Below are 26,462 nucleotides of genomic sequence, written 5' to 3' on the forward strand. Positions count from 1 at the left end.
TATTCAGACCTGAAAACCAGGATCGATGGTCTCCATAGCCCGTGCCGCTCGCTGCTCAAGCTCGGCATGGGCTTTTCCATTGCTGGCGATCAGGCAACCTGCCTGACGCACATCGCCAGTGTTGTAGGCAAGCGAACGACCATCCGCATGGGTAAAGGCACCACCAGCCGCCAGCAACACGGCCTCAGGGGCTGCCATATCCCAGTCTTTTGGAGCGCTCTTGCCAGAGAGCGAGATGTAGAGATCGGTCTCTCCTCGAAGGATGGTGGCCACCTTGCAGCCCACACTGCCGACAGCCTTGGAGCCGGCGAGAGGAAGAGCTGCAATCAGTCGTTCCAGGCGATCGTCGCGATGACTACGGCTTGCCACCATGATCAGTTCGCCCTCAGCAGAGCGGTCGCTGAAGCAAACGGGACTGTGGATGCCGCTGCGATTTTCGCACCAGCTGCCATCACCCACCAGGCCGAACCACAGCTCATCTGCTTCCGGAAGCAACACCACACCCAGAACCGGACGCTGACCCTGCACCAGCGCCAGATGAACCGCGTATTCACCGGTGCCTTGCAAAAAATCCTTGGTGCCATCCAGAGGATCCAGAATCCAGAGCCATTCCGCAGGCAATGGCTCTCCATCGGTGAGCTGCTCTTTGGCCGTCTCCTCACTGAGCAAGGTCCAGCCAGCATCGGGGAACGCTGAACTCAGACCATCCAGCAACCATTGATTCACCGCCAGGTCAGCTGCAGAGACGGGCCCCTCTCCACCGTTGTCAACACTCAGGGCCCTGGAAAAACCATGGGGAGGCTGCTCACCGCGGGCATAGGCCCGCAGAATGTCGGCGGCCCCCCAGCAGAGAGGGCGCAGTGCCTCGAGCAGGCTGTCCTGACTGATGCCGGCAGGCAGGTCCATCGAAGTCGGCATCATGGAGTGATCTGGGCGGAGCCATTGTGAAGCAGCGCGCCGAACCGGAAGCGGGAGTTCTTTATCTGGTGGGGACTCCTATCGGTCATCTAGGCGACCTTTCACCGAGAGCACGGGCCCTGCTGGTGGCCGTGGACACCATTGCCTGCGAAGACACACGCCATAGCGGCCAACTACTTACAGCCCTGGGATCGAAAGCGCGCCGCTGCAGCTTTCACCAGCACAACACGAATGGCCGCATTCCTCAGTTGCTCAACGAACTCAGCAGCGGCCACAGCGTTGCCGTGATCAGTGATGCCGGACTACCCGGGATTAGTGACCCAGGCGAAGAGCTCGTGTCTGCAGCACATCAGGCTGGCCATGCCGTGATCTGCATCCCCGGACCCTGCGCCGCCACCACAGCACTGGTCAGCAGTGGCCTTCCCAGCGGTCGCTTCTGCTTTGAAGGGTTTCTGCCTGCCAAAGGGCGTGAACGACGCGAAAGCTTGGCAACCGTGGTTGCCGAACAACGCACCACCGTGCTTTATGAGGCTCCGCATCGACTGGTGAAGTTGCTGGAAGAACTCCGGGAACTCTGTGGTGATCAACGCGCTCTACAGGTGACTCGCGAACTGACCAAACGCCATGAACAACAGGTGGGACCGACCGTGATTGCTGCTCTGACGCATTTCAAGGAGCATCCTCCCCAGGGTGAGTTCACACTGGTGCTAGGCGGTGCTCCGCAACAGAAGCAAGCCACCATGAACGACGATCAGTGCCGCCAGCAACTCGCTGCACTGATCGAGCAGGGCATGAAGCCAAGTGACGCGGCGAGGGATTTAGCCAGAAGCGCTGGACGATCACGGCGTGAACTGTATGCACTGCTGCATGCGGATCAGAAACAGGCAGACTGAGCAGAGCTTTGCGAAACCCGCGGCATGTTGCTGCGCCTGAGACTGCTGCTGATCACGCTGGGGGGTAGTGCCGCATTGCTGGTGGTGCTTTGCCTTGGAGCGCAAAACCTCAGCGACCGCTACAGGTTGAAACTGGGTATAGGCACGACAGCACCGCTGCCTGCAGGATTCATTGTTGGAGTCAGCACTGTTCTGGGAGTGATCAGCGGTGGCAGCCTCGCGGTGGTGTTGATGCCTCACTCACAACGATGAATCAGTCGTCCAGTGAATACAGGGCGCCTTCAAGCACGAGGCGAGTGATTCCCCTGGCCAGCAGATGGCGAGAAGTGCGCTCAAACACCTCGGTATCGGGAACCTTGATCACACGCTGACTTCGGCCGCACTGACGCTTGGCAGAGCGAGGGCTTGAGTAGAGGCATAAGGCCTGACGTGCCAGCTCTTCGGGATTGACCACACCCAGTTCGGGGAATTCACTCAGCGGTCGTGGGTCTAGCTCAACCGTCTTATCGACGAGCATGTACACACTGTCGGGAAGGATGCCTGTAACGAAAGGACGACAGCTGACCTGCTCCCTGCTGACTTGCGGCAGATCAACCGGCAAAACAGCGATCTCCTGAAAGACCCCATCCGATGGCGCATCGAAGGGCTCGTCATCGCTGACATCATCAGCATCGTCATCACCAAAATCGTCCGCATCATCGAGGGCGAGGGTGACGCTGCCATCGGTTTCTTCCGCCTCCAACTGCTCAGGATCCTCTTGTGCTTCGGACAGTTCAGGAGCTTCTAGGCAATCAGCCTGAGGCGTGGACACGGAAGCGCGAGCACGCGCCGCCTTGAGCGCGTCGTAATCCTCTGGACTCAACAGGGTGCGAACAGTGCGGCTGACCGTATTCACGCTGCATCCATAAAACGCAGCGAGAGCGGCCGTTGACTCCCCGGCGCGATAATGGACCAAAAGCTCCTGCTTCTGACTGTCAGTAAGCCGGCTGGGTGGCATCGGACAATTTGAGCAGCCTTCAACTTTAGATGCTTCTCCTTGCTTTGACTGCAAGAATGAACTCCATGCTCCCTTAGCTCAGCTGGATAGAGCAACTGCCTTCTAAGCAGTCGGTCGATGGTTCGAATCCATCAGGGGGCGTCAGTCACAGACAGGTTTCTCAGCCATCCTTGCCCGCCACACCGTATAGGCCATGCCCTGACGATTGGCGATGAGTTCCCGAAGGGAGGCATCCCGTTCAAGCGTGCGGGCAAGAGTCAGATGACCGAAGGAGCGGGACTGACCTGGTTGCGCACGATGTTGTGGGCGACTCGAGTGATCGCGGTGAGAGCCAGCCATGGGTGAAAGCGAGTCGAAGGTGCAGAGCATTTTGGGAACTGACGCCACTGCTGGCCAGAGACAGCAAAAAGCGGGAGCTGTTGGATCCCACTGCGATCACGCATTCGATTGATACGTGGCGGTATGCAGTGAACTACTGCCAGAAGCCTTATGCGTTGGGCCGTGGGCCGGAGGTGTGGTGATGGATGTTGTCGTTAAGGGTGAGAGGGCCGTTATTGGCGATTGTGTGCTGTTGAGTTGTGGTGATAGCGAGCGGATTATGAGGGTGCGTGATGTGGATGGATGTCAGATCAGGCTTGATGGAGTGGTGAAGAGTGTGGAGCGCAATTGGTGCAAGGTTTTAGTTCAGGCTGAAGAAAGAGGACGGATTACTTATTCGTTGATGCACACAAGGCTGAGGGATGTGGAATTAACGGAGAGGGTGAATGTATGGAGCAAGGTGAATGCAAAGGGGATTGATCGTGTGAGGAATACCGGGACTGAAGAGTGTGAGTATTGGGCACCGTTAGGGGAAAGCAGTTTTTAGAGCTACCCAAACGGGGGAGTCAGGCGGCTGGCAGCGTTGCCCGCCTATGTGGTGATTCAGATCAGTGCTATGACTTTTGTACTGGCCAATCACCCATGTCAGAAGAACAGCTCAAAGCCTTTCTAGAAAAAGCCAAAGCTGACGCCAGCCTTCAGGAGAAGCTCAAAGCTGCAGCCGATTCCGATGCTGCACTTTCGATTGCGAATGAAGCTGGCTTTGCAATTACTGCAGAAGACATTCAATCGATGAAATCATCTACGGACATATCAGATGATGAACTGGAAAGTGCAGCTGGCGGCGGTTGGTGGCAATCCGGACCTGAGCATAGCTGTCATATCACTTGTTTGTAGTGGTTGCGGCTGACCATGACTTACGCCCCCAAAGCCACTGCCGCCGGAGGGGCTTTTTACTTCTTCAATCTCGCCAATAATCCCATAAATCAGCCCCCGATACCTGGCACAGTTGAGCGCACTTAGAGGCCTTTTTATTGCCTTAAGCTTTGGGGTTCATCTAAGCTTCTGACGAAGTAAAACAACTCTTCTATGTCTCGCAGGACTATTGCCATTGCTGCAGCACTGTCCGTGCTGGCTTTTGGGTCTTCGTTGATTACCACTTATGCGAACCCTTTCGCGAACAATTCATTCAACAGTGGGGTGGATAAATATGAACAGGGCAATTACCAAGGAGCAATTGCTGATTACACGAAGGCAATAGAGAGCAATCCTCAGTATGTCGATGCCTTCATTAATCGTGGTGCCGCCAAGGGTAAATTAGGGGATTATCAGGGAGCAATTGCTGATTACGATACGGCAATAGAGATTGATCCTGCGAGTGCTGATATCTTCTACAATCGAGGCACCGCAAAGATTAACGTAGAAGATTATCAAGGAGCAATTGCTGATTACACAAAGGCGATAGAGATCAATCCTAAGTTTTCCCGTGCCTTCGTTAATCGTGGTGCCGCCAAGGATGAATTAAAAGATTATCAAGGAGCAATTGCTGATTACAACAAGGGAATAAAACTCAATCCTGAAGACACTAATGCCTATTTCAATCGTGGCAATAGCAAGCGTGACCTTAAAAATTATCAAGGTGCAATTGCTGATTTCACGAAGGCAATAGAAGTCAATCCTCAGTATGCCAGCGCTTATATGAATCGTGGCAATGTCAAGGCTAAATTAAAAGATTATCAAGGAGCAATTCCTGATTACACGAAGGCAATAGAGATCAATCCTCAGTATGCCAGCGCTTATATGAATCGTGGTATTGCTAGAGAAATGACAAATAATCTTGAGGGTGCCTGTGTTGATTGGAGAAAAGCAGCAGATTTTGGATTGACAGAACCTGCTGAATGGGTGAAGAAGCAGTGTTCTTGACTAGACTGTCCATAGCCCAACCTTAGATACGGTGGGTTTTTTATTGCCTTGAAGTTTGGGGTACACCTAGGCCGACAGCTGCTATGACGGGTGAACAGACCTGTCATCTATGTCAGAAGAACAACTCAAAGCCTTCCTCGAAAAAGTCAAAGGCGACACCAGCCTTCAGGAGAAGCTCAAAGCTGCAGCGAACCCTGATGCAGTTCTTGCGATAGCGAAAGAGGCGGGATTTAGTATTTCTGTTGATTTAATCACCAAGGCACATTCAGAGATTTCTGAAGAGGAGCTTGAGGATGCGGCTGGTGGAAACCTTATGAGGGCGAATTGGGGTTGCCTACTTGATCCTGAAATTTCTAAAGCGCAGCCTTGGTGGGCAAAACCCTTTCTACCTTAACCTCAAAAAGACCATCAATCAGCCTTCAATAGGTGACGACTTCGTCGCCATACCTGGCACGATTGAGTGCAGCTGAGCAGAGATAGATAAAATTTGGCGTAGCTAAAATAAGTTTTCTTCTTGCGTAAGCATCTCATCGAGTGAGTGAAACCTTCAATCTGATGGTTGCTAGTGCTAAGCGGTATCCACTGCCCACGGCGCAGCAGGAGTTGCTTATCAGCCGTCAGATTAGGGAGTTGCTTGATACTGAAAAGACGACAAGATTACAGGTCAAGCGTTGGCAGCGTGCAAAAGGCTATAGCTCGATCATCTGAGGTACAGATCAGCTTTTGGATGTTTTATCCTTGCCTAGAACCACACGGACGACCAACTCGGTATTGATCCAGTGGGTCCCCTACCTCCTTGGTCTGTTGACGATAATATTGACATTGTTTAAATCGACTTAATCCTCTCCTCTCCTGAGAAAATTCCAATAATAGCCGAGGCTACCATCAGAAGGACTCCTGCCCATTGCGAAGGATGCAGATAGACTTCGAAAATCCACATATCACAGATCGCCACAATAGGTAGATTTAATAATAGAATATTTTCAAAGGGCAATGGTGGCAATGCAAATGCAGTCTTGGAGGCCATGAAACTTACGAACATGCTTAAGCCTCCAACGATAATGAGAAGCGCCCATAAAATAGCTATTGAATGTGGTGATGAGGATGGTATTTTGGACCATATCAATATTCCAGCACACCCAAATAAGATTTTACTTAATTGTTTGGTGAAAACTACCTCTCTTGCGTCAATTTTCTCCCTCATCCTTCCCATTAAAAACGATGCATTCGTGGCAAAGGCTAACGCTCCAATGCCGCACGTGATGCCTATGAGCGAATATGATTGGACTCTGATTCCAAGCATTAGATAAACTCCTATTATTGCGCTCAAGCCAGACACTGCTTCTAGCAGCATAGGCTTTCTCTTTTCAATCCCGCAGGTTCTGAGGATCAGCAATAGTGGTGCCAATCCAAGGAACATCGCCATGATTGTTGCTGGTAAGAAATTCAAGCCAAGAAAAAAGCAAATGTTGTACAAGCCGCTAAGCATTGCCAAGACAAAAACCAATTTCCACTCCTTCTTGCTCCACCCTTTGTAAACGTTCCAATTCTTTATTGTCCTTTGCAGTAATAATACTATTCCTAGTCCTGACGCAAGCAATAGCCATCCTGCGGAAAAGTGTTGAATAAGGAATTTTGACAAAATCGTAAATGAGGCAATTGCAAGCGCAGAGGCAATCCCCCATTTCAAACCATTTTTCATAAAATCGTAGGCGTTGTTTTGTGTCTTGCCAGATAAAGCAATATTTACTTGTTTTGTTTGTCCGTTTATGCCCCGCAATGTGCAGAGTTTTTGTTGTTTATTCCTGAATAATAAATCCTCTGACAAGTGAATGAATCAAAGTTTGGCACCCTTTGCTGATGATTGAGTAATGCTTCGTCCTTTCTTCCAGTCATTCCTTTCTTTGCAATATCTGGAGACTATCCCAGGTCCAGACAGTGAGGCAATGGCAAAGACAAGTCGTTACCACATTGCAGCTAGGGCCTAATTCTCGACAGACTCGCCTCATGTCTTGGCCTGGGATGCCATCACAACTCACCCAAAAGAGGGATTTGCCAACAGGTAATCCCAAGAGATGGATCTGGGAACTCCAAGCAAGAGCTCAGCCCAAATATCCTTTACCCCTACAGAACTATGAACAAGAAAAAGCCCAAGAAAGAAGCCGCTAACTACTACAGCACCCTCAACCTGGTCGCTGACCAGAAGGTGTTAGAGCAGGTCTCCAACGAGAAAGCACGGCAGAAGCTGAAATTATAGAAAAAGGGACGCTGGAGCCAGTTACACGAAAACGAGCGGTTCCACGACTGGCTCTTGCTTGACTTCCTGCTTCTTGTCTTGCTCTTCAGGCATCAGATTCTCCAGGACGTCCCCCAGATGTAGCAGCTATCTCGGGTCCGTAGGAACGAGCTTCCACTGAGCGTTCATGGGGATCTTTGGCCCGATCTTCATGTCATCTGGCTCTTTGAACGTCACGCGCCAATTAGGAATCCTGCAAGGCACGGAATCAGAAATTATTGCGCAACACCTCCATCTTCAGATCGGTCATCGACATGCCTTGATTGTGAACCCCATCCCAGAACGGAACGTCCAGGAACCAGGCCAGCTGATCAGCGTCGCGACGCAGGCCGGCCAGATCAGCGTGATCAATCAGATTGAGGCGTCCACCACGACGATTGACAAGATTGAGTTCATAGCTCTTGTAAAAATATCGGTGTCGAAGATGCGAAAGCCCCTGAGGAGCAAATGCTCCTGAAGTTGAAACCCTTTCTCCCAGCAATTGAATGGCATAAATCCCCCTGAGACTGCCACCAACAGCTGCAGCTGATCGAGCCGGAGGGGCTGGGGGAGCGCCTTTCGGCCGGGCTTTCCAGGCCATCCTCTGCTCCCAGAAACGACCGGATCGGAGATCGAATACAACCGTCCGCAGCGTCAGTGCATAGATGGGCATAAAGATCAGAACGATGGTCAGCCACGGGAGCCAGCCGGTCGTTACGACATCAGTGGACGACAGAACGTCTCTGGCGATCTGCCAGACGATCAGGATCAGCCCCGTTGCCTCACTCACAATCAGCAATGGCCTGTTGTGAGGAAGGTTTGGTCGCAATTCGGCCCAGCCTTCAGCCTCATGCACCACGAGGCGATGGGTGCGCCATGCATGACCGTTCATGGCCATAGGTGTCCAGGATGTTCGCTCGTAAACAGGGTCTGGCCGCATCGTCATTGACCTCTCCGGAATCGGTCGACAGCTGCAGATTCCAACTCCTCACACCCATTTTCTCGATTCTGACCCCGCCCAGGACTGACTCAGCGCCATACCACCCTCCGCGCAGCGGTCTTGTCTCGACGATGACCCACTGAGCATGTGCCGTGGGGAGTCATTCGTGAAGCTGCAGACCTTCCCTTGCTGAGTGTTCACAAGCCAGCCGACACCCTTCTTTGGTGCGTGCCTATCGACGAGTGGCCTGTCCTTGTTCAACATCGGTGGAGTCTGGCGAAACCGTCTGCCCACCAAGCGAAAGACCGACTGCTCAACAGGCAGTCGGTCGATCCCTAGAAAAACTGGATACAGCTCGCTTTCTATATCCAGAAACGTCCATCTCAGGGTCGCCCCCAACCGACCCCAGGCATTAAAAACCAAGTCATAGCCTTAAAGCCCTTGCTACGACTGGGCTGAAAATTGCCTTCTAAGCAGTCGGTCTATGGTTCGAATCCATCAGGGGGCGCTAGTCACACCAGGGCATCTCAGCCAATCACCACTCGCCGCTCGGCGGTTTTTTTGCCTGGCATCACCTGTGACCCATATCACTAACGACTGAAACACGCGTCATCAAATAATTTATGGATTAAAGAGATCTTGAGTGCATTAGCTGGACTCCTTCGGCTCTGCTCTTCGCATACTCAAATCAATGATGAGCCTTCTTCTCTTAATTACTGTCACTTACCTACTGTTTTTATTGCTTAAACAATTAGAGAGTAAACTGGATGGGTTGGAGGAATGGAAACAATATTCACTATTGATTTTCGCTTTCGCTTTAATGATTGAGGTAAGCCGACATGGGTATATACCTAAGAATTCTTGATACGTAATCCTCTATACATGCAGTAATGATGGTTAAGGCGGTGTCGACATCGGAGTCAAAGAGAAGCAATGAACAACACCGTGCCCCGCCAAGTGCGGGGTTTTTAGCAGCCAAGCCCCACTGATGTCGCAGGCTTCTGGCAAGCCTGTGAGCAAGAGCACAGGCTTATTTGAGACAGATCACTGAGTCAGACGTTGAAGCCGGAGATGGTAAGTGCATCGAGAGGAAACATTCCTCCACCACTTCTTAAACCAATGCCTCACATCACCACCTGGGATGCAATACGCGCCTCTCTTAGTGCTTGGGGTGGACAGTCCAATACTAAGAAGACATGGATCAGAAAAGCCAAGTTCACTGATGCTGCCGGCAACAAAAATGTTGAGCAAGACGCGCTAGCGTTCATGGGCTCTGCAGGAGCGATCACCAAAAACGCCTTAAACAACACTATTCAAGACAGTTTGCTTGTAAATTCAGGCACTCAATACGACCTGGCTCATAAATTAAATAATCAAGCCATTGCATCGAAAGGCATTTGCTTAAGGACTGATCATTTTGGCAGGGTGGATGTCAATGGAAGCTTAATCAATCGAACTCCATCTCATGGACTTCTTGGGGATGGCTTTGTCAATGAAAAGACTGAACTGTTAGAAGACAAAGTCAAAGGATTGGATTCAAATCCAGGTAGGGAGCCTGGTCATGATGGTGATGTTGACAGTCAACATGATAACGGATGCCATAGGAATTATTTTAAAGTCTATGAAGAACCACTTAGTGAAAGATTCCCATCCTCATGGGACGAAAATCATGAATCCACAAATCAGGGTGATGATTTTCTGAGCGATTTCGGCTTTCCCTTTCCAAGCAGCGACGGTGATAGCGATGCTCCGGAGCCTGCACCAGAAGGCGATACCGATGGAGGTGGCATGACAGATCCAGATGATCCAATGTCCGTTGATTCGTCGCCATCTGAAGATGATCCTGAAGGCGAGGATGGCAGCCAGGGTGGGATGAGCGATCCAGAGGCTCCAGTATGTGAAGACCCTGAGCCTTCTCAAGATGTTGATCAATCATCTGATAACCCAATGAATGATCATCAAGGAGATGCTGGCGAAACCCCTGCAATCGATAATCCCAATAGTGATATCAATTGGGGGCCAGATGGGCAAAACAGTCAAGCCGATTCAGCCTCGATTGGATTCATGCATCAACTCGATCCGATTACAAATTGGGGGCCTGACGGAAAGCTAGGAGATGCTGGTTTTGGGTTAGACATCGGAATTGGTGTTCGTGACCCTCATACAAACTGGGGCAGTGAACAGCACGATGAGTATTACAATCCATCCGGTCTAATCAACAGACTAGTTGGTATTAACCCTAAGCACAATGAATCCTATGATATCAATTCAAATGTCGTGGAATCAATGACAGCTGTCGGAAATGATTTCTTTTAATTGATAACTGCCGGAGAGCATGATTCGCGCAAAAAATAAAAGCCATATAAGACCCAAGCTCAGGAAAAGCGGGGCAGGTCAAGTGGTTCCTGATAAAAGCCGGCAAAAGACAATCGATCAGCCAACAACAACTAACAGCAAAAACCCCCCGCCTAGCGCGGGGTTTTTGCTGTCCTGGAACCTTGGCGTCACCAGCTTCCTGGTGATCTAAGCACAGTCAGGCACTGTGTTCTGAGCCATTCACTAGAAGCTCACCAGAACTTGGCAAGGTCTGCACCAGAGCTGTGTAGTGGGGTTCACCAGAAAGGCTGTGATCTTGAAGGAGTCGAGGGGGCAACGCCTCCAACACAACTCACACACTTATCAGCTTTAAAACAATGACTACTTCAATCTTCAATGCTCCCTTGCAAATCAAGGAAGCTATTCCAACCTCCACCCAGCCAGAGCTTGAACCGCTCTTCGATCAAGAGTTGGAAGCTGCTGCTGGGGGAATGTACCTCGGCAATCTGGATCGCGTCCTGGCACCACTCGATCGCTGTCTCTCACCTCTGGGAAGATGTTTGTAAAAACTGAACGCAGGCCTCTCAACAAGTGAGACCAATTACGCCCCGCCAAGTGCGGGGTTTTTAATTGCCAACTGCCGACCGTTGCTATGACTTTTGTACTGGCCAGTCACCCATGTCCCTAGAACAACTCAAAGCATTCCTCGCCAGGGTCAAAGGTGATTCCAATCTTCAAGAGAAACTAAAAGCAGCTAAGTCACCTGAAGATGTTGTAGGCATTGCGAAAGAACATGGTCATGAATTCACTTCTGACAAGTTCGGTCAGCTCAGTGAAGAGGAGCTGGAAGGCGTGGCTGGGGGACAGTGCTACATGTCACCTTGGATTCCTAGCCTAAAGGATTAACAAGAGCATTAAGACATAAACACTCGAAAAGAAACCCCCACTCTAGAATATCTTACCATTAGCTCACTCACCCCAAATCCCACCATTGACAGCGGTTTTTATTTCTTCAATCTCGCCAATAATCCCACAAATCAGCCTCCAATACCTGGCACGATTGAGCGTAGTAATTATTAGCCAAAGACACTGCAGCAGACTGTTGCTAGAACTAGGCTGTAGCTCAACGTACTCCCATGTCAGAAGAGCAGGCCAAGAGAAAGAAAGATGAGTCAAAGGATGTTAAAGAAGAGTTGACTGAAGACGAGTTGAAGGGTTTGTCAGGAGGAGGCGTTGTGTACAACAAAGACACTGGGGAGATGAGTTTTGATGAGCGAAACGCAGACAATAATTGGGGTTTGGGTGCAGTCAGAAAATAAAGAAAGAGGAGGGCAAGAGCAGACACTCCCTACAGTTTCAGAAACTCTACTATTAATACTATGGAAGACACCAAAAACATCAAGGACGCCAAAAAAGAGAACGAGTCGCCGGAACTCAAGGAAGAGTTGATTGACGAAGAGTTGTCAGAACTATCTGGCGGAGACAACCTTAAGCACCGTAATGAGGACGGTTTTCCCTGTAAACGTCAATACAATGGTCCAAACCTCGGCAACTAGAACTGAACTATGACACTTGATCAACTCAAAGCCTTCCTCGCCAAGGTCAAAGGTGATTCCAATCTTCAGGAAAAACTAAAGGCAGCAAAGTCACCTAAAGACGTTGTGGGAATCGCTAAAGAACACGGCCACGAATTCACTGCTGATAAGATTACTGAACTCAGTGATGAGGAACTAGAAGGCGTGGCTGGGGGCAATGGCTGCTGCAAAAAAGGAACTGAAAAACTGCAAGCGAGTTGGGGGTGAATAGGAACTCTCTGTAGGGGTTCTCCCTGATTCTACTCATCAAACCCCCTGCTGCCGAAGGGGCTTTTTATTGCTTCAATCAACCAAATAATCCCATAAATCAGCCTCCAAGACTTGATACCATTGAGAGCAGTAAGTATTAATCAAAGGCGCTGCGTCACATCGTTGCTATAACCGCAAAACACATTCGATACCCATGTCAGAAGAGCAACTCAAAGCCTTTCTAGAAAAGGTCAAAGCAGACACCAGCCTTCAGGAGAAGATCAAGGCAGCTGCGGATGCCAATACCGTTGTGACGATTGCCAAGGAAGCAGGATTCAGTATTTCTGCTGAGGATTTGAAGAAAACTCACGCGGAGTTAACGGTTGAAGAGTTGGAAAACGTGACTGGGGGCACAGCCTGGAGCAATAGCTGTTACTAAAAATTGTCTAGACAATGCTGACGACTGACTGAGCCCTTACCCAGCAAAGCATACAAATTCAAAAGCCTCAGGAGGCTTTTTATTACTTTATTTACCCCAATAATCCCACAAATCAGTCTTAAATACCTGGCACAATTGAGCGCAATAATTATTAGTTAAAGGCAAGAAACCGTCGCTGAAAGGGTGGCGAAGGCGCATCCCCCAAACTAGTGAATGTAACTTCTGACCGTAAAGCTCGACCCAGTTCACCGCACCGACTGCGCCGGTGAGGAGCTGCCGGCATCGTTCACGCGCAGCAGCGTTCTCCTCAACTGAGTGAAACTTTTCGTTTGCTCGAAGCTGGCTCCAGCGGCCACGCTCCAGAATTTCCGCTTCAGCTTGAGCCCGTGCTTTCGGCGGTGGTGGTCTCCGCCGGCGCATCAGTGTCATCAGCGCAGATTTCATCAACGCCCTGGTTATTGAATTCAGGTCAACAACAGGCAGCGTCACAGTTGCATCAATGGGCGCGCTGCATGGTGTCGACAGAAGTGTCTGACAGAAGCACTCGAGGGCTGTAAGCAGCGCCGCTGATCGGAGTTCTGGGGATGACTCCAGCGCTTCAGTTCACCAGAGCATTAAGTTTGCGAAAGTTCCATAAAGACTAAAAGCTAAAAAATCACCTATTATTGGAGAACTAAATAGCCATAGCCGATGAGAGTAAGAAGCAATTACTTTTTAACTACCGATGGTGTGCGTCTTCATTGGTTAGAGGCTGGCGACGGAATACCCTTGATTATGTTGCCAGGCTGGTCTCAATCAGCCGTCTTATTTCGGGACCAATTTAGTGGCTTATCCGAGCACGTACGATGTATAGCTCTAGACCATCGTGGCCACGGAGAAAGCGATAAGGCTGAACATGGTTATCGCGTTGACAAGTTGGCTCGAGACCTTCAGGAGTTTATATCCTTCTGCGGATTTAAAGGAGTAATCATTCTTGGACATTCAATGGGTGCATCTGTAATTTGGTCTTATCTAAACAGTTTTAGTGATGAAGCTATATCGGGTATTGTAATTGTTGATCAGCCCGCAGCATTGACGCTGCCAGACTATGAACCTAGTGAGCTGTTGAGGAAATCAGGGGCTATTTTTTCCTGGGAAGTACTTAATCACACATGCTCTTCACTGATTGGCAGCAATGGAATAGAGTTCTCTAAAAACATGATTTTAAATATGCTTAGTGATGAAATTAGCAATGCGGACCGTGAGTGGATACTAAAGGAGAATTTCAAGTTTCCTCGGCACCATGCAGCAACGCTGCTTTTTAATGCATGTGTTCAGGACTGGAGAGACACAATTTCCATGATAAAGCTTCCTGCGTTAATAATAGGTGGCGAAAAAAGCATCGTTCCGCCTGACAGCCAGCGCTGGATACAAAGCCAAATCGAAGGGTCTAGATTGCAAATATTTTCATCCGATCAAGGAGGATATCATTTCGCATTTCTTGAAAATCCTGAGAAATTTAATTTGGTTGTACGTCAATTTGTTGATGAATTGAAAGGTTCGAGTGATTGCTATGCCTGAGACAGTTGCTCTTCTGATATCAGACAGGTGCCAATAGAGCTGTTGTAGCACTGGTTCAGTAGCTAAGACGCTGGCGGTTCAACTAAGTATTGATTAGTGCCAGGTATTGAAGGCTGATTTGTGGGATTTTTGGGGTGATTGACGCAATAAAAAGCCCTTGCTAATGCAGGGGCTGTGAGTGTGTAGCCCTGTCCCCAGCTTATTTTGAATAGCGCTCGCAATATGCAGAATCTTCTTCTGGCCACAGTGCTCGTATGCCCCCCGCTGCGCCTTCCAGCTCCTCTTCACTGAGCTCTTCGAGCTTATCAGCAGTGAATTCATGACCATGTTCTTTAGCAATGCCTAAAACATCTTCAGGTGACTTAGCTGCTTTTAGTTTCTCCTGAAGATTGGAGTCACCTTTGACCTTGGCGAGGAATGCCTTGAGTTGTTCTAGGGACATGGGTGATGGGTCAGTTCAGCAGTAATAGCACTGGCTTAAATCACCACCTGGGCGGGCAACGCTTCCACCCGCCCACTGCAGGCAAACAAAAACCCCACTCGTAAGAGCGGGGCATTGCGTTGAAACGTCGTGGCTCAGAAGGCGCAGCCGTCACCTCCGCTAAGAGGGCTGAGCATCTGACCAGGGTTAGCGCCGGTCTTTTCTGCCATGAAGGTCGAACCACCAGGACCAGAGGTGCCGCCGAGTTCAACAACAGGGTTCAGTGATTCCCTGAAGCTGTTCATCTCAGCGGATGGTTCGAAGCGTTCGATTACAAAGCTGTTATCGCTTCTTAGATCGGTTGTTTGTAATTCACCCTTGATGTCTCCGAGCTTCATAAAGCCATCGACATCTTCATCGACATAAGCATTGGTCTTGCTGGCGGTCTTTGCTGCCAGGTAACTCGAACCAGGACCACCATTAGCTGCAGTCCAGTCGATGTTCTCCCTCATACCGAACACCGCATCATTGTTGTGTTGGTCACTCTTGACGTCGTTGCAGTCCTGCCAAATCCAGTTGCTGTCTTCAAAGGATGTGGCACTGCCATTTATCCAGACATTCATTGGACGACCTTCACCGGTTAGGGAGTCGCCGCCACGATCTGGCGTGAAGTGGTTATCGCCAACGATCACGCTGCCTTTGGCATCGATGTCTTGGGACTTGAAGACACCTTCACCACTGATAGGACCAAGGATTCTTGGATCACCGTCGCCAAAGGTCTCTGACAGAGAGTCAATCGAATCAGTGTCGTAACCCGTTTTAAAAGTTGGATGAACAGTGCTGATGCTTGCGCCTTTGGTGGGTCTGAAGTTGGTCGTTTCGTTCAAGGCATTGAAGGTACCGGTCAGCTCATCAACAGACTGAGCGGAGAGGTAGGAACCGCCGTAGGTCGTGTAGTGAGGCATTGATTTGAAAGCGGTAGAGGGTTGTTCCCTCTCGATGCACGCACCATCTCCGGCTTCAACATCTGACTCGATGACCTGTGTCAAGCAGGGCTGTGATCTTGCTCACAGGGGCGTCACCACATAGGCGGGCAACGCTTCCACCCACCTGATTTCTGCATCGTTTCCCAGGCTTCGATCGCGTTGTGGCGAAGCATTCGCCTGATGACCGGCTGACCACCACCCCGCAACGGTCTGGTCTCCACGACAACCCACTGAGCATGAGCTGTTGGATTGGCGTTGGTGAAGCTGCAGGCCTTCCCTTGCTGGTCGTTCACTAGCCAGCCGACATCGTTCTTCGGTGTATGGCGATCAACAAGTGGGCGGTCCTTGTTTGGCATCGGTGAATTCTGGCGAAATCGCCTACCCACCAAGCCAAAGACCGACTGCTCAACAGGCAGTCGGTCGATCCACAAAAAACTGGATACAGCTCGCTTTCTGTGTCCAGAAACGTCCATCTCAGGGTCGCCCCCAACCGAGCCCAGGCATTAAAAACCCAGTCATAGCCTTGAAAACCCTTGGCACGACTGTGAATTTTTTTGCCTTCTAAGCAGTCGGTCGATGGTTCGAATCCATCAGGGGGCGTCAGTCACAGACAGGTTTCTCAGCCATCCTTGCCCGCCACACCGTATAGGCCATGCCCTGACGATTGGCGATGAGTTCCCGAAGGGAGGCATCCCGTTCAAGCGTGCGGGCAAGAGTCAGATGACCGAAGGAGCGGGACTGACCTGGTTGCGCACGATGTTGTGGGCGACTCGAGTGATCGCGGTGAGAGCCAGCCATGGGTGAAAGCGAGTCGAAGGTGCAGAGCATTTTGGGAACTGACGCCACTGCTGGCCAGAGACAGCAAAAAGCGGGAGCTGTTGGATCCCACTGCGATCACGCATTCGATTGATACGTGGCGGTATGCAGTGAACTACTGCCAGAAGCCTTATGCGTTGGGCCGTGGGCCGGAGGTGTGGTGATGGATGTTGTCGTAAAGGGTGAGCGTGCAGTTGTTGGTGATTGTGTGCTGCTGAGTTGTGGCGATAGCGAGCGAATTATGAGGGTGCGTGATATGGATGGATGTCAGATCAGGCTTGATGGTGTGGTGAAGAGTGTGGAGCGTGATTGGTGCAAGGTTTTAGATCAGGCTGAAGAAAGAGGACGGATTACTTATTCGTTGATGCACACAAGGTTGAGAGATGTGGAATTAACGGAGAGGGTGCATGTATGGAGCAAGGTGAATGCAAAGTAGATTGATCGAGTGAGGCGATATGGAAATAATGAGTGCGAGTTTTGGGCATCGCTTGGTGAGAGCAATTTTTACAGCTACCCAAACGAGCGAGGCTGAGAGCTATACAAAACCCGAAAGGGAAAAATCAGGGGACGTTGAGTAGTCGCTATCGATCTCCCGACAAAACAACCTCACACCAATCACACAACGCCAAGTGCGGGTTTTTTCATTTGCAGACTAGACATAGTCAGTGCTGGCATATAAAGGCTAGAGATGGAGTCACCATGCAACGCCAAGGATGCCTCGCACTACTACTGCATTTGCTGCTGCCTTAGCCCTATGCTTGCCATTAGGACGCCCGTTGCTGGTTGCTCTGACACCTACCATTGGAATTGGCGTAGGGTTTCTCTCAACACAGGCGGCACATGCAAAAAACGTAATAGGCGTTTATGAATCAGGTTTAGAGAAGTTTAAAAGCGGGGATTATCAAGGGGCAATTTCTGATTTCAATAAGGTAATAGAATTAGATCCTAAGAGTCGATCTGGCTACTATGCCCGCGGCATGTCAAAAGCAAGCTTAGGAAAATACAAAAGCGCTATTAATGATTATACAAAAGCATTGCAGATTGATCCTAGTTTTGTCGCAGCCTACATAGGCAGGAGTGAAGCGAAAAGGAAAATAGGCAATACCAACGGATCCATGAAAGACCTTGATGCAGCAATAGAATTAGATCCCAAAAATGCCTTTGCATACAGAGTTCGAGGAATCCAAAAAGAGGAATTAGCTGACCTTGAAGGCGCTTGCGCCGATTGGTCGAAGGCAGCTGAATTGGGTGATAAGTCACCAGTCGCTGAATGGGTTAAGAAGCAATGCTGAAATCTGAAGCTGTCTAATATCGACGAATGCATGACACTCCCCCGCCAAGTGCGGGGTTTTTTCATTACCTACTGCCGAACTGCTGAATGGTGCTATGACAGCAGAACAGCGCTGCTACCCATGTCAGAAGAACAACTCAAAGCCTTCCTCGAAAAAGTCAAAAGCGACACCAGCCTTCAGGAGAAGCTCAAGACAGCTGCTGATGCTGATGCAGTAGTTGCAATAGCTAAGGACGTAGGTTTAACTATTTCTGCTGATAACTTGAAGAAAGCCCAGTCAGAACTTGCAAATGAAGAGCTAGAAAAGGTGGCTGGTGGAGAACAGTGCCCCCTGAATACTGGGTGCCCCCTGCATACTGGCTGGTGGTGCACTGGAGTACAAGTGGATCAATGACCACATCGTTCTGCCAGTAGTGAGTCATAAATGCGCAAAAGAAGTGATTAGCAATTTGAGCCAAAGATAATAGGCATAAAAGATCAAAACTTAGGCATTTAATTTCTTCAATAGCCTGACTAATCCCTTAAATCAGTCTCCAATACCTGGCACGATTGAGCGCAGTTGAGCAGAGATCAAGGAGATGAAAGCGTTAGCCAACTAGGTGAAAACAAAGTTCTGGAGCATTCACCAGAAGCTCACCAGAACTTCGCGGGGTCTACACCAGAGCTGTGTAGAGAGGTTCTCTAGAAGGGCTGTGATCTTGAAGGAGTCGAGGGATCAACGCCTCCAACACAACTCACACACTCACTCACTCACTCACTCACTCACTCACTCACTTGAAAACATGACTGAACAAAACATTCAAGATCAAATCATCGAGCTGACTGACGACCAACTGGAACGCGTCGTAGGGGGGTGGATACCTCCACTAATGAGGCTACCTATCCCCCCCCCCGGGGGTTTCCAGCCTTGGCATGAGAGAACTCCCCCAACTGAAACTTATAGATCCTGAATACCAGGGAAATCAGATTTGTTGAACTTCTTTTTTCTGATACTCATTACAGCTCGCCCTAAACAAGGCGAGCTTTTTATTCCAAAGTGCTACTTGGCACAATCCAGTAGACCATTGCTATCTATGACTGCTGAACAGACCTGATATCCATGCCAGAAGAGCAACTCAAAGCGTTTCCAGAGAAGGTCAAAGCTGACACCAGTCTTCAGGAGAAACTCAATGCAGCTAAGTCACCTGAAGATGTTTTAGGCATTGCTAAAGAACATGGCCATGAATTCACTGCTGATAAGATCAGCTAGCTCAGTGAAGAGGAGCTGGAAGGCGTGGCTGGAGGTGGTGGATGGTGCTGCTATGGACCATATAGCATGACACTCCATCACAATTAAGTCTCCATATAGGTTAGTGATAAAGGATTCTGAGACAGTTCTGCTGACAAGAATTGATGTTTACAATCATCATTCGGAGTGGAATTGCTTTGAAGTTGAAATTGATCATGCTGAGGCTGATAAATACTTTCGCGAGCCGCAATCGAAAGGTTGGTTTGTTTACAAATTAATTGACCCAGATGCTCCTCCGCGCCCTGTAAATGGCTCAGATTAACTCAGTCATCAAAACCTTGGAAATACTGCGGATCCTGATGAAATCAAAAGGTGTGGATTATTCCATGTGAAATGAAGTAGTAACAAACCAAGAGCCCAGCCAAGTGCAGGGTTTTTTATTGCTGCAGTAACGCCATCAGCTGAAGATCTCAGTCGTTTGCGGGAGGCTACTGACCTGCTCATTCAAAACAGCTTCGACGATGCCGTGTAGATAAGCAGCTCGACGTAGTTTTGTCATCGTTAAAGATTCAGGACTGAGTGTGCTCATGGAATTAAGAATCAGCTGAAGGGCGAACATGTTTTCTGCGCGATTCATGGCAATGGTATCGGTTGACATCACCATCTCTAGGATCAGCACCTGACTCGATGGTTTATCTCAAGTAAGGCTGTGATCTTGCTCACAGTCCAATCACATCGTCGGAAGGATGTGCGTCACCAGATCAGTGTTGACCCAACGAATCACGCCTGAATCTTCATCAACGATCTGGACAGGTTGTGCATGGAGGGGGCACGGGCAGCACCACTTTCACGTCTGCAGTCCTGACCTTCGCCTCACTTGCGTTGCCTGGACAAGCCGACACCGTGAGGGGCGCTCTGTGAGAACTGAATCGATTGAATCGGCCTGCGCCTATTGAGCAGTTCACCTGAGACTTCACGCAACCCAGGGCAACGCCTACATCCACAGCAGTCGCTGGACATTTGCCTTCCCCGCTGCTGAACAGGGCAAGACGTATCAACACCAGAACAGCGATGATTATGTGCTGTTCATTCGCGAAGGAAAGTACGCACTGACCGTGGATCAATCAGGCGCGAGACCACTGAAGCCAGGTTGTCGGTGAGCATGGGCTCGTGACAACTCGCTTGTGAAGCTGCAGACCCTGAGCGGATCCCTCAGCATCATTCAGGGAAACGACTGCTGCTCAGCCGGTTTCACATAGGGGCAACTCAAATCCCTCGGTGGCACCGAGGCCGTCAGCAAATAGCGGCTTACTTCTTTCTCGACGCAGGGTGTCTGGGCGTTGGTGTAGATGCCGTGCTCGTTACCGACCACCTGGAGCGTGCGCATCGAAGGAAACGCCCGGGCCATCGCGGTGGACCAGATCCAAGGTGTGGCGCCATCCCAACTGGATCCGGTGATCAGGCCGGACACGTCGCGCTGGGGAAAGGGAGCACGGGGCACTGGTGTGTTGACCTTCAGATCCTCATAGCCGCTGCAGAGAGCAAGAAAGTTCACGCCGATGCTGCCGCCGTAGATCGGAGCCTGACGGGTGAGATCCCCAAGCAAGGCAGCCTGTTGACGCGGAGACATCCGCTGGGGGAAGTCCTGACAGGTGACAGCAGCAAAACCTGCGGCAGCGAGCAGATCGTGCTCTGGACTGCGCAACAGAGGGTGTTGCAGCGTCTCCAGCGCAGCGGTTTGCTCCGCCGGAGCGCCGACCAGGGCCTGGTGCACCGTTTCGATCAGGGTCCGTCCATAGGTCCCGGATATCCTGGATTGCGGCAGGTAATTGACCAGGGGATCCAGCAGATCCCAGCGGGTGTACAGGCTGCCATCCGGCAAGATCAGTGGCTCCTGTTCCAGCCGGGCCAGCGATGCCTGCAAGGGAACCTTCAGGTCCGGATTTAATTGCAGGAAGAAACGGATTGCGTCATCGGGCGCTGTGGCGGAAAGACGCAGACCGGAGAGATCGCTCCAGGGATCGACACTCCCATCAAGGACCAGAGCACGCACTCGCCCAGGGAACAATGCCGCATAGGTGGAGCCAATCACCGTTCCGTAGGAGACACCCCAGAAGGTGAGCCGGTCATCACCAACCGACTGGCGCAGGGCGTCCAGATCATGAGCAGCCTCCACAGTGCCCATCTCAGGAATCAGGGCACGATGTCGCGCAATGCAGTCGCGGTTGCGCTCGGTGAGCTCTAGCTGACGCTGCGACAGCACCCGTTGCCAGTCCACGGGTCCAGTCGCTGGTCGGCGGGGCATGGGCACTTGACAATCCGACAGTGCAGGCCGGGACTGGCCAAGCCCCCGGGGGTCCCAGGTGACGAAATCAAACGCGCGCCGGATCTCATCAGGCAGGAGCATTCCTTTGTAAGCACTGCCGTGTCCTGGCTGACCGGGACCGCCTGGGTTGAAAAACACAGTCCCAATCCGTTCCTTGGCCGTGCCTGTTGCCGAAAGACGAAAGACCGCCAGCTCCACCTTGGGGCCATCCGGCTCTCGTCGGCGCAGTGGACGGATCAGGGTGGCGCACTCATAGCCGAAGGAGGCCAACTGTTCGTCCTGGCATGCCTGCCACTGCAGAGATGGAAGAGATTGCTCGGTCTGCCCCCACACAGCGAGTGGACTGAGCAGAGCCAGGCCGGGCAGCAAGACCATCGCCTTGCAAATCCAGGACAAACGTCCCCAAGCAGATGGTTTCAAGGCATGCGATCTTCAAGAACCACTCATCCAATCCCTGATGCACCCGGAGAAGCAACCCCTGATGATGAACTGCACAATCTTCCGCTGAGCAGGGTTGGCTGACCAGACCACATCGTCGAGTGACTGCGGTGACGATCGAATGAATCAACCGACAAACAGCAAACCATTACAGCTGCAGTGCACAACAACATGGCAATGGTTTTTTTTCGGAGAAACGCTTCAAACAAACGTCAATAGCCAGCTGAATGCCGATGATTCATCATCGAAAATTGATTGCTCTTTTGGTAAAAGAGATGACTTCATGAGCGCTTGCAAGACCAATTCAATCCAACACCCAATCGCTCCATGTTCCTGAAACCAAACCTGAGCAGATGGGCAATCCCACCTTTCAACTGCCAGAAAGCAGCCGTTGACCGACAAAGCCCAGAAGGAGTCACATGATGTCGCAGACACAACTCAAGACCCTCGTCAGCAGAGTCCTAGACAATCCAGATCTTCAGTAACGGATCAAAGCGGCCAAGTCAGCTGAGGATGACATCGCGATCGCAAAAGAGTACGGCTGCGAACTCGCATCATTGCAGCTCAGAAAACTCAATGAGTCAGAACTGGAAAATGTGGCTGGCGACGATGTCACTCAGTGCGATATGTATTGGCAGAAGCCAACGACGGCGAGGGCTTTGTGGAAGGTTTGTTGATCTGACTTCAGCTGCACTTCCAGCCTAAACACTCAAAGCACTTGCATTAGCTGGGGCTTTTTATTGCTTCAATAGCCCGACTAATCCCATAAATCAGCCTCCAATATCTGGCACGATTGGGTGCAGCAAGTAATAGCCAAAGACACTGCAGCAGACCATTGCTGTAGTGGTTACACTAACCCATTTTTTCTCAAGCAATGGCTGCGATTGATGATCTGATGGCTGCTCTTATTAGCCATGTTGAATTACAGCAGGCTATGACAAACGCCACATCTCTAGAAGATGCTGTTGAGGTTGCTGTTGATGCGGGATACAAAGTAACTTCACAGGAGTTGCTAGAAGCCTACACATCAAAAACGGTTGAACTATCTGAAGAAGAATTATTATCAGTCGCTGGAGGGAAAGGACGCACTGTAGGCTGATCGGCGGATACAAATGGCAGGACCGTTGGTTGCTAAAATCAGGCTGTTGCAAGACTTACTCTGATGTCAGAAGAGCAACTCAAAGCCTTTCTAGAAAAAGCCAAAGGCGACAGCAACCTTCAGGAGAAGCTAGAGGTAGCTGCTGATGCAGATGCAGTTCTTTCAATTGCAACAGAAGCAGGATTTAGCATTTCTGCTGATGATTTGAAGAACGCTCAATCAGAGATTTCAGATGATGAGCTGGAAAGCGCTGCTGGTGGTGGGCATTCTGGCAGCCCGTGCCACTCTGTATACACCCAATGTCCCGATGGATGCTAGGGCTTTGGTTGCTTCAATAGCCTGACTATTCCCATAATTCTGCCTCCGATACCTGGCACGATTGAGCACTGTTGAGCAGAGATCAGGCTGGCGGATGCATTACTTACCTACGTAGTTAAAAGGTTCTGGGACATTCACCAGAAGCTCACCAAAACCTCGTGGGGTATCCACCAAAACTATGCAGTGGTGTTCACCAGAAGGGCTGTGATCTTGAAGGAGTCGAGGGGGCAGCACGCCCATAAATTCACTCCTTAGAGGCATGACACAAGAACAACTCACAGCTTTCATCGCTAACGCCAAAAGCAATACAAGCCTTCAGGAGCAGCTCAAAGCCGCAGCTGATGTTGATACGGTTATGGCGATTACCAAAGAAGCAGGATTCAGCATCTTCTGTGATGACCTCGCCAAAGCGCAATCTGAGATTTCAGACGAAGAACTGGAAGGCGTGGTTGGAGGAACTCACGTTCCGAACACTGGGATTGAGTGTCGTTCCACATGGTTCTGTATGAGCCTTAGAGTCAACACTACTGTTAACTGCTGTCCTGGAGGATCTACTAAAGGAAAGATAGTTTGGCCCTGTAACAAGTAGGCTACTCATCAAAACTTCTCCCGCCGTAGGGGATTTTTATTTCTTCAATAGTCTAACTAATCCCATAAATAAATCTTCAATACCTGGCACAATTGAGCAGATTTGAGCATTAATCAGGCAAATGAAAGCGTTTCCAAAAGGTGGAGTCAGGCCTCTGAGCCATTAACCAGAAGCTCACCAGAACCTTGCGAGTTCTGTACCAGAGCTGTAAAATCTCAGCTACATTTAGGGAAGCTTCTGGCGAATAGCAGAATCAATCCACCACCTAGGCGGGCAACGCTTCCACCCACCTGACTTCTGCTGGGTTTCCCAGGATTCGATAGCGACGCAAACCCAACTTAATTACAAACGAAAAATTGTGCATTGGGGGTTCGCTCTATATCGAGGTAATGCCCACTCTGCGTATAGGTTTTTCTAGCCGTATTAAACACAAAGAAGTTCATGAGATTATGCGAAGTCGCCGCAACATACGCAAAGATATATTCATTCTTTTGGCCAATAATGTTTACTTTCTGGTTGACATCAAAGCTTCTTCCGCTGGCAGGATTGAATGATGAAACGTGATAGACAGATGCTGTGGGCAACGACTTTACGCGCCAAACAGTCGTGAAGTTGCCATTAGATTCATTAACGCAGGTCCATTCCTGACTCCAAGAGGGAGAGGCAGAAATAATTAATGACATAGCACTCGCCAATGCAACCCAAAGTGACCTCATCATCGTTAAACAGCTAAACGATTCAGATTATAAGAGCGATGAATACAGAAATTTCAAACATTGAGTCCTGAGTTTATAAAACCAAAAAATTTGTGAGAAAACTTCCGTTCACCTGACATCTGCTTACTCAGCCATGCCCCAATCACATCGAAACTGAGCATTCGCCTCACCACCTGTTGCCTACCACCCCGTAGCGATCTCGTCTCCACCTCAACCCATTGCACGTGCTGTGTTGGTATGTCGTTCCTGAAGTTGCAGAACTTCCTCTCCTACTCGTTCAGTAAGCAACCGACATCGTTCTTCGGCGCGTGGTGATCAACAAGTGGGCGGTTCTTGTTTGGCATGAGGCCACGTTGGCGAAACCGCTTGGCGAATGCTGGCCAAACTGAATGCTTGTGATTCAGCGCCCATGCCAAAGACAACCACGACTTGCGTTGAGATGACGTGTCTGCAGGAGTTGGCTGATCTGAAACGAATCGAGGTTCCCTGAGTAAAGACGATCGCTGGCGGTGATCCTGAAGGCCCGGTGGTGATACTGCGTTTGCTGCTGGCTCAGATGGTCTCGATGAGCAAGCGGCTACTGGGAGCAATGGTGCTCGATCGCGTGGATATTGAAGCCGATTCAGTGGAAAGACCAGCTGCTTCAGAGGCAGACGAGTCTGAGGCCAGAAACAGTTGCTGTCACTTACTTCTGGGGGTTCGCCTCTGCGCCGCGTTTGCATGTTTGTTTGCAGTTTCAGGGCATCAGCAAGACATCTGCAAGCACAGAGAACAACTGCTTTCCGAGCAGTGGGTCGTTGTCTGTCCAGGAATCGATCATCCCCTCCGTGCAGGAGCGAGCTGACAAGGATAGTGGCAAGTGATTCCTGACTGATGGCGATTACCAATTTGAATGTTTGAAAAACTTCTTATGCAAATGGCAGAAAAGTTTTGCTTGGTAAGCCATAGTCTCCAGCGACCATTTCTCTACATGTTCAGCGGGCAGTTCTTGCATTAAATTAAAACTTACGCGCTGATTTTTGCAGTCAATAAAAAATGCCGTTGGCACGACTAGACCATTGTCAGCCATGGCTTGAGTGGGTGTGGTGACTCCGACTCCAAACTCTGTTTTACTTCCTACGGCTCTTGCATAGCTAAACACGTATTTTTCAGGTTTATTGACATCAAAATAACCGTATTTTTCCATTGGCGTGCCTCCTACGTTGACTCCAAAAACTTTGCTATGTTGACCAAAAGCTGCAATTGCAAAAGATGTTGATAATAATAATTTTAAGAGTCTTCGGGGCATTTCAAATATCAATGCTTTCTTTCTTCTAGCAGGTCTATTTCATTTGGCAGGATGGGATATGCCTGCATCGCACTACAGGAACGACTACTCCCCTGGAGCCTCGGCGTCACCGACTTCCGCGTGAGCTAAGTCCAGTCAGGCAATGGGTTCTGAGCCATTCACCAGACGCGCACCAGAAACTAACGGGGTCTACACCAGAGCTGTGTAGTGGGCTCCACCAGAAGAGCTGTGATCTTGGAGGAGTCCAGGGGGTTACACCCCAACAATTCATTCCTTAGAACCATGACACAAGAACAACTCACAGCTTTCCTGGCCAACGCCAAAGGCAACACCAGCCTTCAAGAGCAGCTCAAAGCCGCAGCTGATGTCAATGCTGTTGCTGCAATTACTAAAGAAGCAGGATTTAACATCCCTGTTCATGGCCTCAATAAGGCTCAATCAAAACTTTCAGAAAAAGATCTAGAAGGTGCGGCTGGTGGGCGATGGGAAACCGCACAATCAACGCAATGTGGCTTTGGATGCTAGTAGGTAACATCACCAGCTCTCAACCAACCCATCAAAGCCCCTCCTAAGCAGGGGCTTT

The 26,462-nt window shown here is 50.1% G+C and carries 38 protein-coding genes, 3 tRNA genes and 1 pseudogene; 27 read left to right on the forward strand and 15 right to left on the reverse strand.

The annotated features are described in order from the left end of the window. Positions 1–3: 3 nt before the first annotated feature. Positions 4–921: a 3'(2'),5'-bisphosphate nucleotidase CysQ gene (locus tag DXY31_RS14795; RefSeq protein WP_114994488.1), complete on the reverse strand. Its 918-nt coding sequence runs from the start codon at positions 919–921 to the stop codon at positions 4–6. A 23-nt stretch (positions 922–944) separates the two neighbouring features. Between DXY31_RS14795 and rsmI the strand changes: the two genes are divergently transcribed. Both rsmI and DXY31_RS14805 read left to right on the forward strand, forming a co-directional pair. After that, positions 945–1,811: a 16S rRNA (cytidine(1402)-2'-O)-methyltransferase gene (rsmI, locus tag DXY31_RS14800; RefSeq protein ID WP_114994489.1), complete on the forward strand. Its 867-nt coding sequence runs from the start codon at positions 945–947 to the stop codon at positions 1,809–1,811. A 24-nt stretch (positions 1,812–1,835) separates the two neighbouring features. Further along, entirely contained in the window at positions 1,836–2,063 is a 228-nt protein-coding gene (locus tag DXY31_RS14805) for a hypothetical protein (RefSeq protein ID WP_114994490.1), read from the forward strand. A 1-nt stretch (position 2,064) separates the two neighbouring features. On the opposite strand, the gene DXY31_RS14810 is transcribed toward DXY31_RS14805, so the two are convergent. Continuing rightward, positions 2,065–2,808, reverse strand: coding sequence for a helix-turn-helix domain-containing protein (locus DXY31_RS14810; protein WP_114994491.1), 744 nt, complete (start codon positions 2,806–2,808; stop codon positions 2,065–2,067). Between the two features lie 67 nt (positions 2,809–2,875). On the opposite strand from DXY31_RS14810, the gene DXY31_RS14815 reads away from it, so the two are divergent. Next, a tRNA-Arg gene (locus DXY31_RS14815) sits at positions 2,876–2,949 on the forward strand. Here the strand turns inward: DXY31_RS14815 and DXY31_RS14820 are convergent. After that, positions 2,950–3,177 (reverse strand): hypothetical protein, encoded by a 228-nt coding sequence (locus tag DXY31_RS14820; protein ID WP_206749824.1) that lies wholly within the window; start codon positions 3,175–3,177, stop codon positions 2,950–2,952. It lies immediately after the preceding tRNA gene. Positions 3,178–3,328: 151 nt separating this feature from the next. On the opposite strand from DXY31_RS14820, the gene DXY31_RS14825 reads away from it, so the two are divergent. The 5 genes from DXY31_RS14825 (at position 3,329) to DXY31_RS17150 (ending at position 5,757) form a co-directional block, all read left to right on the forward strand. Continuing rightward, entirely contained in the window at positions 3,329–3,673 is a 345-nt protein-coding gene (locus DXY31_RS14825) for a hypothetical protein (protein ID WP_137025007.1), read from the forward strand. A 95-nt stretch (positions 3,674–3,768) separates the two neighbouring features. Then, on the forward strand, positions 3,769–4,023 hold the full coding sequence (locus DXY31_RS14830) for a Nif11-like leader peptide family natural product precursor (RefSeq protein WP_114994494.1): 255 nt from the start codon (positions 3,769–3,771) through the stop codon (positions 4,021–4,023). A gap of 192 nt (positions 4,024–4,215) precedes the next feature. After that, a complete protein-coding gene (locus DXY31_RS14835; RefSeq protein WP_114994495.1) occupies positions 4,216–5,049 on the forward strand; it encodes a tetratricopeptide repeat protein in 834 nt (277 codons plus the stop codon). Positions 5,050–5,158: 109 nt separating this feature from the next. Further along, positions 5,159–5,443, forward strand: a complete 285-nt coding sequence (locus DXY31_RS14840) for a Nif11-like leader peptide family natural product precursor (RefSeq protein WP_114994496.1) — start codon at positions 5,159–5,161, stop codon at positions 5,441–5,443. A gap of 140 nt (positions 5,444–5,583) precedes the next feature. After that, the gene (locus DXY31_RS17150; protein ID WP_170953728.1) at positions 5,584–5,757 is read left to right on the forward strand and encodes a hypothetical protein; all 174 of its coding nucleotides are present in this window, start codon (positions 5,584–5,586) and stop codon (positions 5,755–5,757) included. A 118-nt stretch (positions 5,758–5,875) separates the two neighbouring features. Here DXY31_RS17150 and DXY31_RS14845 read toward each other — a convergent pair whose 3' ends face one another. Then, positions 5,876–6,877 carry a DMT family transporter gene (locus DXY31_RS14845; protein ID WP_114994497.1) on the reverse strand — a complete coding sequence of 334 codons (1,002 nt, stop codon included), beginning with the start codon at positions 6,875–6,877 and terminating at the stop codon, positions 5,876–5,878. A 676-nt stretch (positions 6,878–7,553) separates the two neighbouring features. Beyond that, complete coding sequence (locus DXY31_RS14850; RefSeq protein ID WP_137025008.1) at positions 7,554–8,270, reverse strand: hypothetical protein; 717 nt, start codon at positions 8,268–8,270, stop codon at positions 7,554–7,556. A gap of 431 nt (positions 8,271–8,701) precedes the next feature. Here DXY31_RS14850 and DXY31_RS17155 point away from each other — a divergent pair. The 8 genes from DXY31_RS17155 to DXY31_RS14885 all read left to right on the forward strand — a co-directional run bounded on the left by DXY31_RS17155 (position 8,702) and on the right by DXY31_RS14885 (position 12,803). After that, positions 8,702–8,772: transfer RNA gene (locus DXY31_RS17155), tRNA-Ser, on the forward strand. 611 nt (positions 8,773–9,383) lie between these two features. Further along, positions 9,384–10,580: a hypothetical protein gene (locus DXY31_RS14860; protein WP_137025009.1), complete on the forward strand. Its 1,197-nt coding sequence runs from the start codon at positions 9,384–9,386 to the stop codon at positions 10,578–10,580. A gap of 377 nt (positions 10,581–10,957) precedes the next feature. After that, positions 10,958–11,146: a hypothetical protein gene (locus DXY31_RS14865; RefSeq protein ID WP_114992926.1), complete on the forward strand. Its 189-nt coding sequence runs from the start codon at positions 10,958–10,960 to the stop codon at positions 11,144–11,146. Positions 11,147–11,258: 112 nt separating this feature from the next. Then, positions 11,259–11,486 (forward strand): Nif11-like leader peptide family natural product precursor, encoded by a 228-nt coding sequence (locus tag DXY31_RS14870; RefSeq protein ID WP_114994501.1) that lies wholly within the window; start codon positions 11,259–11,261, stop codon positions 11,484–11,486. Positions 11,487–11,716: 230 nt separating this feature from the next. Next, positions 11,717–11,899 carry a hypothetical protein gene (locus DXY31_RS14875; RefSeq protein WP_114994502.1) on the forward strand — a complete coding sequence of 61 codons (183 nt, stop codon included), beginning with the start codon at positions 11,717–11,719 and terminating at the stop codon, positions 11,897–11,899. Between the two features lie 60 nt (positions 11,900–11,959). Next, positions 11,960–12,136, forward strand: a complete 177-nt coding sequence (locus DXY31_RS17160) for a hypothetical protein (protein WP_170953729.1) — start codon at positions 11,960–11,962, stop codon at positions 12,134–12,136. Between the two features lie 9 nt (positions 12,137–12,145). Further along, a complete protein-coding gene (locus DXY31_RS14880) occupies positions 12,146–12,382 on the forward strand; it encodes a Nif11-like leader peptide family natural product precursor (RefSeq protein ID WP_114994503.1) in 237 nt (78 codons plus the stop codon). A gap of 196 nt (positions 12,383–12,578) precedes the next feature. Then, positions 12,579–12,803 carry a Nif11-like leader peptide family natural product precursor gene (locus DXY31_RS14885; RefSeq protein WP_114994504.1) on the forward strand — a complete coding sequence of 75 codons (225 nt, stop codon included), beginning with the start codon at positions 12,579–12,581 and terminating at the stop codon, positions 12,801–12,803. An 87-nt stretch (positions 12,804–12,890) separates the two neighbouring features. Here DXY31_RS14885 and DXY31_RS16575 read toward each other — a convergent pair whose 3' ends face one another. Next, positions 12,891–13,292, reverse strand: coding sequence for a hypothetical protein (locus DXY31_RS16575; RefSeq protein WP_137025010.1), 402 nt, complete (start codon positions 13,290–13,292; stop codon positions 12,891–12,893). Between the two features lie 285 nt (positions 13,293–13,577). On the opposite strand from DXY31_RS16575, the gene DXY31_RS14895 reads away from it, so the two are divergent. Further along, on the forward strand, positions 13,578–14,363 hold the full coding sequence (locus tag DXY31_RS14895; RefSeq protein ID WP_170953730.1) for an alpha/beta fold hydrolase: 786 nt from the start codon (positions 13,578–13,580) through the stop codon (positions 14,361–14,363). A gap of 199 nt (positions 14,364–14,562) precedes the next feature. On the opposite strand, the gene DXY31_RS14900 is transcribed toward DXY31_RS14895, so the two are convergent. The 3 genes from DXY31_RS14900 to DXY31_RS14910 form a co-directional block, all read right to left on the reverse strand. Next, positions 14,563–14,805 (reverse strand): Nif11-like leader peptide family natural product precursor, encoded by a 243-nt coding sequence (locus DXY31_RS14900; protein WP_114994507.1) that lies wholly within the window; start codon positions 14,803–14,805, stop codon positions 14,563–14,565. A 134-nt stretch (positions 14,806–14,939) separates the two neighbouring features. Further along, positions 14,940–15,833 (reverse strand): hypothetical protein, encoded by an 894-nt coding sequence (locus DXY31_RS14905; RefSeq protein ID WP_114994508.1) that lies wholly within the window; start codon positions 15,831–15,833, stop codon positions 14,940–14,942. Positions 15,834–15,862: 29 nt separating this feature from the next. Continuing rightward, positions 15,863–16,126: a DUF1651 domain-containing protein gene (locus DXY31_RS14910; RefSeq protein WP_114994509.1), complete on the reverse strand. Its 264-nt coding sequence runs from the start codon at positions 16,124–16,126 to the stop codon at positions 15,863–15,865. A gap of 164 nt (positions 16,127–16,290) precedes the next feature. Between DXY31_RS14910 and DXY31_RS17165 the strand changes: the two genes are divergently transcribed. Beyond that, a tRNA-Arg gene (locus DXY31_RS17165) sits at positions 16,291–16,370 on the forward strand. On the opposite strand, the gene DXY31_RS14915 is transcribed toward DXY31_RS17165, so the two are convergent. After that, positions 16,371–16,598, reverse strand: coding sequence for a hypothetical protein (locus DXY31_RS14915; protein ID WP_206749824.1), 228 nt, complete (start codon positions 16,596–16,598; stop codon positions 16,371–16,373). Between the two features lie 151 nt (positions 16,599–16,749). On the opposite strand from DXY31_RS14915, the gene DXY31_RS14920 reads away from it, so the two are divergent. The 4 genes and pseudogenes from DXY31_RS14920 to DXY31_RS14935 form a co-directional block, all read left to right on the forward strand. Beyond that, the gene (locus DXY31_RS14920) at positions 16,750–17,022 is read left to right on the forward strand and encodes a hypothetical protein (protein WP_137025011.1); all 273 of its coding nucleotides are present in this window, start codon (positions 16,750–16,752) and stop codon (positions 17,020–17,022) included. A gap of 277 nt (positions 17,023–17,299) precedes the next feature. After that, complete coding sequence (locus DXY31_RS14925; protein ID WP_114994511.1) at positions 17,300–17,878, forward strand: tetratricopeptide repeat protein; 579 nt, start codon at positions 17,300–17,302, stop codon at positions 17,876–17,878. A 120-nt stretch (positions 17,879–17,998) separates the two neighbouring features. Further along, the gene (locus DXY31_RS14930) at positions 17,999–18,271 is read left to right on the forward strand and encodes a Nif11-like leader peptide family natural product precursor (protein WP_114994512.1); all 273 of its coding nucleotides are present in this window, start codon (positions 17,999–18,001) and stop codon (positions 18,269–18,271) included. Positions 18,272–18,976: 705 nt separating this feature from the next. Then, a pseudogene (locus DXY31_RS14935) lies at positions 18,977–19,123 on the forward strand (Nif11-like leader peptide family natural product precursor); the annotation flags it as partial. 439 nt (positions 19,124–19,562) lie between these two features. Here the strand turns inward: DXY31_RS14935 and DXY31_RS14940 are convergent. The 4 genes from DXY31_RS14940 to DXY31_RS14950 form a co-directional block, all read right to left on the reverse strand. Beyond that, complete coding sequence (locus DXY31_RS14940; protein ID WP_206749825.1) at positions 19,563–19,769, reverse strand: hypothetical protein; 207 nt, start codon at positions 19,767–19,769, stop codon at positions 19,563–19,565. Positions 19,770–19,835: 66 nt separating this feature from the next. Continuing rightward, entirely contained in the window at positions 19,836–19,889 is a 54-nt protein-coding gene (locus DXY31_RS17880; protein WP_371639553.1) for a hypothetical protein, read from the reverse strand. A gap of 13 nt (positions 19,890–19,902) precedes the next feature. After that, positions 19,903–20,166: a hypothetical protein gene (locus DXY31_RS17625; protein ID WP_244279852.1), complete on the reverse strand. Its 264-nt coding sequence runs from the start codon at positions 20,164–20,166 to the stop codon at positions 19,903–19,905. A 161-nt stretch (positions 20,167–20,327) separates the two neighbouring features. Next, positions 20,328–21,851, reverse strand: a complete 1,524-nt coding sequence (locus DXY31_RS14950; protein ID WP_244279853.1) for an alpha/beta fold hydrolase — start codon at positions 21,849–21,851, stop codon at positions 20,328–20,330. A gap of 892 nt (positions 21,852–22,743) precedes the next feature. On the opposite strand from DXY31_RS14950, the gene DXY31_RS14960 reads away from it, so the two are divergent. The 4 genes from DXY31_RS14960 to DXY31_RS14975 all read left to right on the forward strand — a co-directional run bounded on the left by DXY31_RS14960 (position 22,744) and on the right by DXY31_RS14975 (position 25,435). Next, complete coding sequence (locus DXY31_RS14960; protein ID WP_114994516.1) at positions 22,744–22,968, forward strand: Nif11-like leader peptide family RiPP precursor; 225 nt, start codon at positions 22,744–22,746, stop codon at positions 22,966–22,968. Between the two features lie 63 nt (positions 22,969–23,031). Then, positions 23,032–23,286, forward strand: a complete 255-nt coding sequence (locus DXY31_RS14965; protein WP_114994517.1) for a Nif11-like leader peptide family natural product precursor — start codon at positions 23,032–23,034, stop codon at positions 23,284–23,286. 259 nt (positions 23,287–23,545) lie between these two features. Next, positions 23,546–23,875 carry a Nif11-like leader peptide family natural product precursor gene (locus DXY31_RS14970; protein WP_114994518.1) on the forward strand — a complete coding sequence of 110 codons (330 nt, stop codon included), beginning with the start codon at positions 23,546–23,548 and terminating at the stop codon, positions 23,873–23,875. Positions 23,876–25,117: 1,242 nt separating this feature from the next. Continuing rightward, entirely contained in the window at positions 25,118–25,435 is a 318-nt protein-coding gene (locus DXY31_RS14975) for a hypothetical protein (protein ID WP_114994519.1), read from the forward strand. Between the two features lie 36 nt (positions 25,436–25,471). On the opposite strand, the gene DXY31_RS14980 is transcribed toward DXY31_RS14975, so the two are convergent. Continuing rightward, positions 25,472–25,879 (reverse strand): hypothetical protein, encoded by a 408-nt coding sequence (locus DXY31_RS14980; protein ID WP_137025013.1) that lies wholly within the window; start codon positions 25,877–25,879, stop codon positions 25,472–25,474. A 282-nt stretch (positions 25,880–26,161) separates the two neighbouring features. Here DXY31_RS14980 and DXY31_RS14985 point away from each other — a divergent pair, with 282 nt between their 5' ends. Further along, positions 26,162–26,404 carry a Nif11-like leader peptide family natural product precursor gene (locus DXY31_RS14985; protein ID WP_114994521.1) on the forward strand — a complete coding sequence of 81 codons (243 nt, stop codon included), beginning with the start codon at positions 26,162–26,164 and terminating at the stop codon, positions 26,402–26,404. Positions 26,405–26,462: the final 58 nt, after the last annotated feature.

Origin of the sequence: Synechococcus sp. UW179A, assembly GCF_900473965.1 — a bacterium.
Classification (GTDB): Bacteria; Cyanobacteriota; Cyanobacteriia; order PCC-6307; family Cyanobiaceae; genus Synechococcus_C.